At 39.6% G+C, this 12,772-nt stretch carries 10 protein-coding genes; 6 read left to right on the forward strand and 4 right to left on the reverse strand.

What is annotated here, in order from left to right:
- The first annotated feature begins 2 nt into the window (after nt 1-2).
- From neuC to ACSLUH_RS01135, 4 genes are all read left to right on the forward strand, one after another.
- Nucleotides 3-1,175, forward strand: a complete 1,173-nt coding sequence (neuC, locus tag ACSLUH_RS01120; protein WP_448563710.1) for a UDP-N-acetylglucosamine 2-epimerase — start codon at nt 3-5, stop codon at nt 1,173-1,175.
- Between the two features lie 2 nt (nt 1,176-1,177).
- Nucleotides 1,178-2,287 carry an N-acetylneuraminate synthase gene (gene neuB / locus ACSLUH_RS01125; RefSeq protein WP_448563712.1) on the forward strand — a complete coding sequence of 370 codons (1,110 nt, stop codon included), beginning with the start codon at nt 1,178-1,180 and terminating at the stop codon, nt 2,285-2,287.
- A gap of 281 nt (nt 2,288-2,568) precedes the next feature.
- Nucleotides 2,569-3,678, forward strand: a complete 1,110-nt coding sequence (locus ACSLUH_RS01130) for a nucleotidyltransferase family protein (protein ID WP_448563714.1) — start codon at nt 2,569-2,571, stop codon at nt 3,676-3,678.
- The gene (locus tag ACSLUH_RS01135) at nt 3,671-4,405 is read left to right on the forward strand and encodes an acylneuraminate cytidylyltransferase family protein (protein WP_448563716.1); all 735 of its coding nucleotides are present in this window, start codon (nt 3,671-3,673) and stop codon (nt 4,403-4,405) included. Before ACSLUH_RS01130 ends, ACSLUH_RS01135 begins: the two co-directional genes overlap by 8 nt.
- Nucleotides 4,406-4,492: 87 nt before the next feature.
- Here the strand turns inward: ACSLUH_RS01135 and ACSLUH_RS01140 are convergent, their stop codons facing one another.
- From ACSLUH_RS01140 to ACSLUH_RS01155, 4 genes are all read right to left on the reverse strand, one after another.
- A complete protein-coding gene (locus ACSLUH_RS01140; RefSeq protein ID WP_448563718.1) occupies nt 4,493-6,064 on the reverse strand; it encodes a B12-binding domain-containing radical SAM protein in 1,572 nt (523 codons plus the stop codon).
- Nucleotides 6,065-6,067: 3 nt separating this feature from the next.
- A complete protein-coding gene (locus ACSLUH_RS01145) occupies nt 6,068-7,093 on the reverse strand; it encodes a 6-hydroxymethylpterin diphosphokinase MptE-like protein (protein WP_448563720.1) in 1,026 nt (341 codons plus the stop codon).
- A gap of 33 nt (nt 7,094-7,126) precedes the next feature.
- Nucleotides 7,127-7,303: a hypothetical protein gene (locus tag ACSLUH_RS01150; protein WP_448563722.1), complete on the reverse strand. Its 177-nt coding sequence runs from the start codon at nt 7,301-7,303 to the stop codon at nt 7,127-7,129.
- Between the two features lie 80 nt (nt 7,304-7,383).
- Entirely contained in the window at nt 7,384-9,876 is a 2,493-nt protein-coding gene (locus ACSLUH_RS01155) for a 6-hydroxymethylpterin diphosphokinase MptE-like protein (RefSeq protein ID WP_448563724.1), read from the reverse strand.
- Between the two features lie 342 nt (nt 9,877-10,218).
- Between ACSLUH_RS01155 and ACSLUH_RS01160 the strand changes: the two genes are divergently transcribed.
- Nucleotides 10,219-11,694 carry a sigma-54 dependent transcriptional regulator gene (locus tag ACSLUH_RS01160; RefSeq protein ID WP_448564008.1) on the forward strand — a complete coding sequence of 492 codons (1,476 nt, stop codon included), beginning with the start codon at nt 10,219-10,221 and terminating at the stop codon, nt 11,692-11,694.
- 41 nt (nt 11,695-11,735) lie between these two features.
- Entirely contained in the window at nt 11,736-12,749 is a 1,014-nt protein-coding gene (locus ACSLUH_RS01165) for a helix-turn-helix domain-containing protein (RefSeq protein WP_448563726.1), read from the forward strand.
- Nucleotides 12,750-12,772 lie beyond the last annotated feature (23 nt).

Genomic DNA, 12,772 nt, shown 5'->3' on the forward strand with positions numbered 1-12,772 from the left:
CAATGAAAAAAATTGCGGTCTTTACCGGTACTCGAGCAGAATATGGTTTATTGTCTTTAATTCTAAAAGGATTAAAAGTAAGTGAAAAAGTTGAGTTGCAGCTATTTGTGGGTGGGACACATTTATCACAAGATTTTGGCTATACGATAAACCATATCATTGATGATGGCTTTGACATCACCGAACGTCTTGATTTCCTGCTCGCTTCTGATCGGCCTTTAGCGGTCAGTAAATCAATGGCTTTAGCTCAAATTGCTGCTGCAGAATGCTTTGAGCGGCATCAACCGGATATGCTCGTACTGTTAGGGGATCGTTTTGAGGCATTGGCTGTTGCTCAAGCCGCAGTGGTTGCTGGTCTTCCCATTGCACATATTCACGGCGGAGAATTGACAGAAGCGGCGATGGATGATGCTTTTCGCCATGCGATCACCAAGCTGTCTCACTGGCACTTTACCGCTACAGAAGTTTATCGCCAGCGTGTTATTCAATTAGGTGAACCTCCTGAAAATGTGTTTAACTTTGGCGCGCCGGGTATAGATAATATTAAAAAATTGCCATTACTTTCGTTGGATAAAGTGTCTGAGGTGTTAAATATTGAACTCAGCAAACCTTATATGCTAGTAACTTATCACCCCGAAACCCTTTCCGATCTGCCTGTTGAGCAAGGGATGAGAGCGTTACTTAATGCGATAGATAGGTTTCCATCATATCAAGTCTTGGTAACGTATCCTAATGCTGATGCTGATGGTCGTATTATTATGGCGGAGTTAGAAGCCTATGCTCAGCGTAATCAAGGACGCGTTTTTCTTTTCCGTTCGATCGGGCAACTAAACTATTTATCGGCAATGCGACATGCCAGTCTCGTGATTGGCAATAGTTCAAGTGGCATTATTGAAACACCTTCATTCAATATTCCAACGGTTAATATTGGCGATCGACAAAAAGGTCGTATTAGTAGTGATAGTGTCATTGATGTTAAAAGAGATGAGCAAGCGATCGTTGAAGGGATTGATAAAGCGTTATCCGATGACTTTCTCAATAAAATAAAAGCGTTACCTAACCCTTATGGTGACGGTCATGCATGTGAAAAAATAGTAAAGCAGCTAATTGAACAGCCATTTCCTAATAAGATTAAACGCTTTTATGATCTGCGCATTCATCAAGGAGAGACTTAACAATGGAAAATCCTAACCCAAGGGTTGTTATTATCGCAGAAGCTGGCGTTAATCATAACGGTGATGAAGCGTTGGCGCTCAAGTTGGTTGATGAAGCGAAATTAGCTGGTGCTGATATCGTGAAGTTTCAAACATTTAAAGCTGATTCACTGGTCAATAAGACGGCTGAGCAAGCACAGTACCAGCAACAAAATACGGACAGCCAGCAAACTCAATATCAATTATTAAAGCAACTCGAGTTGCCCTTCGAAAGCCACGCACGAATAAAGCAATATTGTGACGATAATCATATTGAGTATCTTTCTACAGCGTTTGATCTGCCAAGTTTAGATTTTTTGGTGCATACCTTAGCGCTTAAGCGACTCAAAATTCCATCAGGTGAGTTAACCAATTTACCGTTTATTTTGGCACATGCCTTGACGGGGTGTGACTTGATTGTCTCAACAGGAATGGCAACCATAGCTGAAGTTCAGTTAGCATTATCAACGATTGCTTATGGGTACTTAGCTAGGCTTGGCATTGTCGAGTTGAGTTGTCATCCAGAGCAACAAGATTTAATCAATGCTTTTCAGCATACGAGTGCTAAAAGTATATTAAAAGGAAAAGTCACGCTGTTGCATTGCACCACCGAATATCCAGCGCCATTTGATGAAGTTAATTTAAACGTATTGCATACATTTCGAGAGCAGTTTGACATACCAGTTGGTTATTCTGATCACACCCAAGGAATTGTTATTCCTATTGCAGCCGTAGCTCAACACGCAGTAATGATAGAAAAACACTTTACCTTAAGTCGTCAAATGCATGGCCCTGATCATCAAGCGTCGATTGAACCAGACGAGTTAAAAGCGATGATAGATAATATTCGAATTGTAGAGACCGCTATGGGGTCGGGGGTCAAAGAGCCAAGCCCATCAGAACTGAAAAATAGAGCCGTCGCACGCAAAAGTCTAGTAGCTAAATGTGCAATTGAAAAAGGCGAGCAATTTAGTGAAGACAATCTAACCATTATGAGGCCTGGCTCAGGTTTAGGGCCCGAGCAATATTGGCAAGTGCTAGGTAAAACTGCGAAGCGTTCATTTGCCGAAGGGGATTTAATCATCTTGGATTAGGGCGTTTTACGCTTTGTTACTTGCTCTGTGCGCAGAATAACGATGTTTATCACAAGTGCCGCGATTAAAATGCAGTTAACTTGAATAAAATTCAAGCGTAAAAAAATCAACACCCCTAATTCTCTATGATAGCTCAATGTCTCTTCGCGTAAGCAATAATGTCAGAGAAATGGTTTAGTTATTGCTTTAGTTTCTGTATTGGTTGAATGGAGTTATTTGGTGACGATTTCCTGACACGTCGAGCGACTATTAAATTACAAGTATTAAAGTAATTTGACTGAGTGGACGATATAGAGGAAACCGTTTTAAAGATGTATGGTGGAGATGTTATGAGTCATGACTGGCAAAAAATATTGATTTCGCCAACGACGACAATGGAGCAAGCAATTGCGGTCATTGATCAAGGGGCATTACAAATGGCTCTGGTCGTTAACGAACAACGAAAGTTATTAGGTGTTGTGACGGATGGGGATATTAGACGAGCGTTAATTCGTCATATGGGCATGGATAGCTTAATAAAAGACGTCATGAACTCATCACCATTAGTTGCAGAAAGTGATACGTCACGAAATAAGCTGTTAAACCTAATGAACGCAAGAGGTTTACATGCGATACCATTGCTTAAAGACGACGTTTTAGTTGGCCTAGAAACCCTTCAACATATCGTTAAGCGACCTAATTATGATAACCCGGTTTTTTTGATGGCGGGTGGCTTTGGTACGCGACTTCGACCGCTAACGGATACTTGCCCTAAACCATTGCTTAAGCTGGGTGATAAACCTATTTTAGAAACCATTTTAGAAAGCTTTGTTGATTCTGGTTTTCACCAGTTTTACATTTCTACTCATTATCTACCTGAGGCAATACAAGCGCATTTTGGTGATGGCAGTAAGTGGGGAGTTAAAATACATTATGTTCATGAAGAAACACCATTAGGTACTGGCGGTAGCTTAGGGTTATTACCTAAAGATTTGCCTGACCTACCCATCATTATGATGAACGGTGATGTATTAACCAAAATAGATTTTGAGCAACTGTTAAGTTATCACAATCAACATGATCCTATTTGTACGATGTGTGTAAGAGAAGACGAATACAAAGTACCTTATGGGGTCGTTGAAGCTAACGGCGCAAAAATTACTAGCTTGGTAGAAAAGCCAACTCACAAATATTTTATCAATGCTGGAGTTTATGTGGTGAGTCGAGAAATGATCAATGCTGTTGATGAAAACCAGCGAATAGATATGACACAATTGATTGAAGATTATCTAGAGAAAGACCAATTTGTTGCCATGTTTCCTGTACATGAGTACTGGTTGGATATTGGTAAAATGGTTGATTTTTATCAAGCACAAAAAGATGTTATGCAAGGGGGACGTTTTGGTGGCTAGTCGAATTTTAGCAATCATTCCAGCGCGCGCAGGTAGCAAACGTCTACCGGGTAAAAATAGCAAGGTATTGTTTGGTAAGCCTTTGGTTCAATGGACGATTGAAGCTGCGAAAGCTTGTGATGACATTACCGATATTGTTGTCAGTACTGACAGTGAGACTATCGCTGCAATCGCTAGTAAATGTGGTGTGCCAGTTCCATTTCTTCGTCCTGATTTAATCTCCGGTGATAAAGCAACCGCGATAGACGTGGTTAAACATACCGTTGAGTATTTTGCCGATAAAGGCCAGACTTATGATTACGTCTTATGGTTGCAACCTACATCACCATTAAGAACGGCTGCCGATATTAAACAAGCGGTAGCTACGCTGTCTGAGAAAAGGGCTGATGCTGTTATTAGTGTGTGCGAATGTGATCATTCGCCAATGTGGAGCAACACGCTAGCGCAAGATGGCAATATGAAAAACTTTTTGTCAACTTTTGTTAAAAAGAACCCACGAAGCCAAGCCTTGCCAACATACTACCGACTAAATGGCGCTATCTATATTGCTAAGGTTGAACCGTTATTAGCGCAGCAAACATTCTTTTTAGCAGAGAATGTCTTTTCTTATGTCATGAGTCGAGAATCTTCGATAGATATTGATCACCACCTTGATTTCAAATTAGCTGAATTTCTATTGCAAGAACAGGCCGAATCGTCTTTAACCTTGAAGACGATGGCAACATAATACCCACTCCACTACGTTATCGTATTTCTAATGATGAAAAAGGAAAGCAGTTGCTTTCCTTTTTTATGTTAGGCTCTTGAGATTAGGTTATCCCGTGCTTGCTATAGGACCTGCTTCTTTGACACCTCGAAGATTAAAAGAAGGTTTTGCTTGAACAACCGGCGCTCGATACTCCGCAGCCGGCGCCCATTGCTTTTCTGACAGGTCTAACAAACGTAAGTCTTTGAGATAAACAATTTGTTGCAGGCCGAGTAATTCAACAGGTGAAAATTTTTCAGAGATGGTTGCTGTTATCTTACTCGCGTCACCTAAATCCATAATGTACGCTTCGAGGTCACCGTTATACTGCTCCAATATGGAGTCTTTAAAAGCATAGTACCACTCAGAACCTGGATAAGCGGTGGCAAAGTGTGGTTTAGCGGTAATACCAAGCTCGATTAGTGCATCGATGGTATTGCGAACACTTTCAAAGCTTTCTTCAGGGAAGCCAATAATAATATTTGGTATGGGTTTGATGCCTGACGCTAAACAAGTGGCAATACTTTGTTTATTTTTGCGGGCATTAGAGCCTTTACCTAAGTTGCGCAGTATTTTAGGGTCAAAAGATTCAAGTCCATAAACCAGATGAGTACAACCAGCTTCATGCATTAATTTTAATGTTTCTGGGCGGTGTAGTCCTGCATGAGAAGTGCCATTCCAATGAACGCCTTTACAGTTTTCATCATGAGGAATGCCTTTTTGTCGACAGGTTGGTTGTAGCCCAGCCTCGATCCATTTTTTACATAAATCTTTCAGCCAAGTTCCTTTACTTGCAACGTCCATTGTCATGAGGTTTTCGTCAATAAATGCTGCAAAATCAATATCGTAAGTTTCGTATAAGTGCTTAACCATTTTGACAATATAGTCAGCACTGTGATAGCGAATATTTCTACCGTAAGTGAAAACCACGTCATTTTCACCTTGCTCATTCTCTTCAATCAGCATGTCGCCGGTAGTGCCTAAGTGCCAGCAGTATTTACATGTTAATCCGCAGCCAAAGCTGCCATTAATATCCATACGACGTTTGGAGGTAAATGACTCCTCACTGAACAAGTTGGCTGAGTTAGCGAAATATATATCGAGTGGAAAAAGTTCCCACGCAGGCCATGGAAGTTGATCAAGATCGTGAATGTTAGGTCGCACAGGAGTTAAAAAGCTTTTACCGGTAAGATCGCGATAGATCACCCCTAAGACATCGGAGTAATCAAAATCTTTTCGGTCAATTTTACTTAATACTTCTGGAAACGTTTCAAAGGATTCGCCAATGCATCCAACGTCTATCTCAGGCAACCAATTAAAAATATCATGGGGCATACTCGTTAAAAAGCCACCACCAGCAATAATTTGGGTGTTAGGCGCTGCGGCTCTGATAAGTTTTAGCGCTTTTTTGATGTAATTGTATGTTGTGGTCAATCCACCAATACAAACGGCATCCCAATCGTCTGCTTGGCAGACTTCAGTGATGGTATCAATCGGAAGGCGGTGAGCATTAGCGTCGTATACTTGAACTAAATGCCCTTTCTCCATCGCAATTGAAGCGAGTAGTGCTATACCGTAGGGAATATGGCGAGGAACATCTTCTTCACGTACTACGGGGTTAATAAATAATATCTTAGCCATACGTTAGTACTCTTTTTGTAAAAAATCTTCAAAATGTATGCAAGTAATATTTTCAGCAAAGAGAGTTCCTGCTTCTGAGCAATTATAAGTGTTACCTTGCGCTCTTGAATGTAAGTCAAGAAAGTTCTTTCGATACCAAAAATAAGTCGGATCGGTATAAAACTGCTCGCCTGTTAATGGAAAAGTAAATGTTGGGAACAGTTCATTAAGCTCCTGCTCATTGCTGACAAATTCTTGCAGTTCATAATAAGTTTGCGTCATTTGGTAGGGCGTTTCACTGTGGTAGCCAAGGTCCATACCGGTTAGCGCAATTTCATTAATATTTAAAATTGCATTGGCAAATACCCACGCAGCAGTGCCCACCGTTCCACCTGTATTCATACAAGGTAGTTTATTAATATTGTAAATACGCCTTGTTAAGCTATTTGGATCTTGTGGAGCATCAACAATAGGATTCCACCAGTACATGTCAAAACCAGCTTGACGAGCACGCTCAACTACATTCTTTGGCGCAGAAGAACAGATAATTAACTTTATTTGCGGTGCATATCGGTTAATTAACTCAATGTTTGCTTGGTTTTCTTTAATAGAATTATTACGAAACTCAACATCAAGATCTTGTCGTGAAAAGTAGTCGTCGTGACGGGTGTGCTCTTCAAAGTTTGTATCACCAAACCAACGTACAATGCGCGTTGGGTGAGGGTCAAGGGTAAGTACATAATCCGGTACAATGCCATTTTTTAAGCATTTAACCAGAGAACCATCAATTGCTACTATTGTACCCTTGTAATTAGCTTGCTTAAGTTTTTTTAATACTGAAAACTTATGAAGACTAGGGCCAGCACTAACGACGATTGCTGAACGCATTTTTTCAACACTTAACGCGGGGAGTGCCTTAATACTTTTTTGACAAAAAGGAAGATTGTTATCTGCATTGGTGAGTAAGTCATTACTGTGCCAATCTTTACCGATATCGGTTATTTGGTCGACAACATCGACGAACTTTGTCGTTAAGTTATTTTGCTTCATAAACTACTCGTATAGATAAATAAATGGATGAAGTTACTCTTCGCCATCCCAAGTAAGATCGGTACGCTCAACATACACCATTGAACCGCCAATTGAGTTTAAGGCGGCTTTTTTAAATTCTTGCTCTAAAGCACTTTTATTATCTTGAGCTTTCTCTGGCGCATTTACTTGTTTTTTTGTGGTGAAATTACCCTTTAATAAATCACTCATCTATATTCTCCTGTTATCTAAAACCTGTATCAGTCAGGGAATGTTAACCTATCCCTATATCGGCAATATGGCTAAAAACCTTATTGTTGACCTTCAAAAAAGTGTTTTGCTTCGATGTTATCTGGATCTAATTGTATTACTTGCGAAAACGCATGGTTGGCTTGTTCGGTTGCGTCGTTATTAACATATAAATTGGCCAGCGCTAACCAAGCTCTCACGTCTTCACCGTGTTGTGCTAAGTAATCTAAATACACTTGTTCTGCTTCGCCAATTTTATTATTGAGTCTTAAAATAGTTGCATATTGAGGCTGATAACTTGGGGTTAATGCGGCCAGTTTAGCTAATGACTTTTCAGCGTTTTCATAATGTTGAAGTTCAATTTCTAGTACCGAAATTTGAATAAGCTCGTCTTCACCCAAATGTTGTTCATCTAGTTGGTTAAAGGTTGCCAACGCTTGTTGGTTTAACCCTTGTAGCAATAATAAATAACCACGGCACAATAATATCAGTTGGCCAATATTTTTATACTGCTCTTGTTTTGATGCTTGTAACTTTTCCAGGTTGTCGACTAGAGATCTTAAGCCATCTTCATTTTTTGCATTGTACATATAAACCGCCTTTCGGTTTATACCATCCAGGCTGGTTTGTGCCTGAGTACGTTTTAGATGATAGGTGTCTTGATTCTCAAGTACTTCAAAATATTGTTTTATTTGTTGCTCGAATAACTGCTTATCGTCGTCATTGAGTTGCTCAAACCACTGTGGATGTTTTTGCTTCCAATTGTAGGCGCGACCGAAGTGATGTTCACTTTGCCATTGAGCGAGAATGTCTTGATAGCTCGTTTGCTGATGTTGTTCATCAATTCGTAGGCGAATTTTCTTTTTTGCGGCTTCTAGTAGCGGGGTGAGTTCGTTGATGTTATCCAAAAAGCATTGGTAGTATGCACGGCCAACTTCTTCCATTTCTTCATCACTCCATTCGAGATCGCCATCGGTGCGGGCAATTTGAATAAAGCGATGAATACCATATTTCTTCAAAAACGTCGTTGTTTCTTCATGCTTAGTATTGAGGGTGTCCTCAACCACATCGATTCGCTCTTTAATTTTTGCATTTTCTATTTCTGAATCATAGGTTTTATAGAGGTTATGATTATCATCAAGCGCTTGCTCAACAAGCTGTTTGATTTCATCCATTTCATCCACAATACGGTCAATATCATCAAGAACTTCGATAAATTGTTTATCATCAATCGTTGAGTACTGCTTTTTAATGCTGGAGAGAATTTGATTAAGATCGTGATTATCAGCGAAGGAAATTTCATCAAAATTAGCTAACAAAATACTGTCTATTTTCGCGGCGTTTTCAGAAAGATTGTAGAGCTGACAGCCTTGTTTTAAGGCTTTTTTTGCTTGGTCGTCAATGGTTTGAGTTGCGTGAATAAACGTCAACATCGTTTCAGCAAGTTTGCCACTATATGTTTTAACCCATTGCTCTCTTTTACCGAGTACAGGGCCTACCTTAGCTTCATTGCTTCCTTTAGCATGAGTATGGCCATCACTTGAATAGCATAAATCAACACCAGACAAGTAAACGCGTTTAAAGCCTAATTCTACTGCTGCAGATATCGCTGAATTAGTGACGGTTGGGCCGGCAAGGTGGGTATTCTTTTTTGATAATTCACTTGGCCAAGGGACACGTAAACCATCGTGAAAACTTAACCCTCCCCATTGTCCTAGCAAAACGGGGACGACATAAGTTGAATGCAAGAAAATGGCTTCGTTGGCCATGGTTAACATTTCTTTGCTGACGTCGAAACTTACTTCGTGCGGATCGACGGATATCACAAAGTGAGGGATGATGTTTTCACTTATCAATCTTCGGGCAATTCTTGATACAGCAATAATGATCACTTTGTCTTTAACCGCATGAAGCTTATCAATAACCTCATCAAGGGTTGGGCCACCTCCAAGGATAATACAGTCCATACCGTTAAATTTATCTTTTAAGGCAATCATAGGATTGACATTGTCAGCCAAGTTGATGATTTGCTTTATGACAAAAGGTGAGCGGTAGAGACTGACCATGGTATAGTGTTGTTGGGTTTCTAGCTTTAATGATACTTCGGTATTGGCTTGATAGTAGTATTCATCGTAACCATCGTTGGCTGCTAGTGATTTTATATAACGTACCTTATCGGTGTACATGTATGCTTGCAGATTTAAAGCTTCAGCCTTTTTTTCCCAATCTTTCAATGTTGCCATGTCAACATTGTCATGCCATTCAGTAAAACTTAACTGTTGATTGAGGTTTTCGATCACATGCTCTGAATCGATAAATAAGTAGCGAGAGCCTTTTGCTAAACCATGTTCGATGATGTAATTGGTTAATAAGCCAGAGTCACAACCTAAAATAATATAAAAATAATCTTCATCCCAAAGCCGTTTATCAAAAAAGCTATTAAAAATAATTTTGGCGCTATTTTTTTCAAAGACATTTCTATTAACCGAATATAAGTAAGGCTCACCAAACTTACTGATTTGGTATTGTTCAAATTCTGCCTGTCTTTCAATCATATAGAGTCCTGATATTACGTACTTTGTTGATGGTTTAGTTCAGAGTATAACATTGTCACTGCAATTAACATGGTAAACTCATGCCCCGATTGAAAATGATTAAAGCAAGTTATACGCCAAGCTAGTAACATCAAAAGGTAGCGAATAATGGTTATCATGGTGGTGTTATTTTGAACTGAGGTTGAGCTTTTTTCGAACTTTATTGGTTAGTTGAAATGCTAGGGTCAATTTTATGACGTTATAGTGTCAAATATTTGTTGAAAGATAATTTTATCGAGTTAGAATCAAAAGTAATCTAACCCAAATTATTCGGTATATCAGGGGATTATGCACGGTCAAAAAATGATATTGGTGGTTGATAACCAGCAACATAGAAAAGACCACTTGGCAACTGTGCTCGCGTTTGTTGGTGAGCACTATAAATGCTGTAGTGAACAAGAGCTGGCTAAGCTTATCAAGCAGCAAGATCAAGTATTGACCGTGATCATTTGTGGGCAGGTAACTGATAGCATAGTTTCTTTAGTTAAAGAAAACCCTGCTTGTCCGTTTATGATCCATGATGTTGTAGATCATCATGCCATTGCTGATCGTGTGAATCTTATTGGCGAACTTAGCGCGCCGTTAAACTACGCTCAGCTAACTGAAATGATCCATCATTGTCACCAGTATCACAATAAACTCCCCTACAAGCGTACAATGAACTCTAGTAATAGCAGTTTATTTCGTTCTTTAGTTGGTTCAAGCGAAGCAATGCAACAAGTTAGATTTTTAATTGAACAAGTAGCATCTACGCAAGCCAATGTATTGATACTCGGTGAATCAGGAACGGGTAAGGAAGTCGTTGCGAGAAATATCCATAATTTATCTCAACGACATAAAGGTCCATTTGTACCGGTAAACTGTGGTGCTATTCCGCCAGATTTATTGGAAAGTGAATTATTTGGTCATGAAAAAGGTGCTTTTACTGGAGCGATTTCATCCAGAAAAGGACGGTTTGAACTTGCTGAAGGCGGCACATTATTCCTCGATGAAATTGGTGATATGCCACACCCAATGCAAGTTAAGCTATTGCGCGTACTTCAAGAACGTACCTTTGAGCGTGTTGGTGGTGCTAAAAGTTTAAAAGCTGATGTGCGGATCATCGCTGCGACCCATCAACATTTAGAGGAAATGATTAAAACCAATGAATTTCGAGAAGATCTTTATTATCGACTCAATGTCTTTCCAATTGAAACCCCCTCTTTGCGAGATAGAAAAGAAGATATTCCGCTATTGTTAAAAGAACTGTTGAGCCGCTTTGAAAGTGAGCAAGGGAAAACAGTGAAATTTACCGAGCAAGCAATTGCGTCATTGCAAGAACATCCTTGGTCAGGAAATGTTAGGGAGTTATCCAACCTAATCGAGCGTATGATTATCATGTATGGTGATCAAGTGGTGAATGTCAGTGAACTGCCTGCCAAATATCGTCATATCGAAGTAGAAGAATATCAACCTCAATACCCTGAAGAGTTGCAAGAACGCGAAGCGATCAATGAGCTGTTCGCCGGTTTTGATTATGATGATGACAGTGACGCTAGCTTTGATGACCCAGCATTTGCTGACAGCTTTAATAGCGAAGATGAGAGCTCTCAACAGGTTGGTGTACTGCCAGACGAAGGACTTAATTTAAAAGAGTATCTCGCTGATTTGGAAGTGTCATTAGTCACACAAGCGCTTGATAAAAATAACTGGGTTGTGGCTCGCTCGGCAGAATTACTCGGGATGCGTCGTACGACACTTGTTGAAAAAATGCGTAAATACAACTTACAGAAAGATTAGGACGTGTTGAATTTCCCCAAACGTCAAATCTTTGCTTAATAATGGAACCACTTAACGCTGTTAATTTAATTCAATTTGGCACCATAACAGTCGGTATTTTAGGATGCTTTTTGTTGTGGCGAGTAAGTGAATTTAAAGGCATCGCGTTGCTGCTGCTTCTGACATCTTTAGCGGCTTTCATTAATATATTAGAAGAAACGGGCATCACTCGAAATTGGTATTTGATCAGTCCTGTTTTTATCATGTTATATGGTCCTGCAACTTATTTAGCCGCTAAATTCGCGATTCATCGTCGCTTAAATAGACGGGATATTTGGCACTTTTTACCGGTTGTTCCTTTTCTTTTGTTAACTTCCCATACCCATATCGTGATTGCTCTAGGCACAATCTGGCGACTGATTTACACCTACTTTACGGCATCTATACTGTTAACATACAAAAAGAAAATAGAAGAGCAACGTTCAGACTCAGATGAATACTCACTGACGTGGTTGGTATGGTTAATTATTATCATGGCAGTCTTCAACTTAGTGGATTTGTTAAGACTTAATCTCCAAACCGTTATACCTTACCAGTTAAATCTATTTGGGCAGGGAATCAATAATCTTGCTTGGTTAATTGCAAGTATGGTGATTATTTATCAATTTTCTCAGTTGGGTGGATTGCCAAAACAACATGAGCCGCAGACTGAGCAACCTGAGCATAGGCAAGCAAAAGCTGAAGAGTATCAATCAATATTCGAAGCGTTGCATACCCTTATTGTCGAAAACCAATGGTATTTAACACCACGTTTAACCTTAGCCAATATTAGCGAATATACAGGCATTCAAACTCGAGATATTTCACGAGCGATAAACTTACATACCAAGCAATCGTTCAACGAATATATTAATCAATTTAGAGTTGATACGGTATGCGAGAGGCTTAGAAATAATGATAAAAATTCGCTAACAGACATAGCTTTTGATGCGGGTTTTAGTTCCAAAGCCTCCTTTAATAAAGTGTTTAAACAGGTTACAGGAAAAACACCTTCTGAATACAAAGCAAGTCTATGATCAAGACTTCTTAAGGCGAAAAT

It is taken from the genome of Thalassotalea ganghwensis (assembly GCF_053485795.1).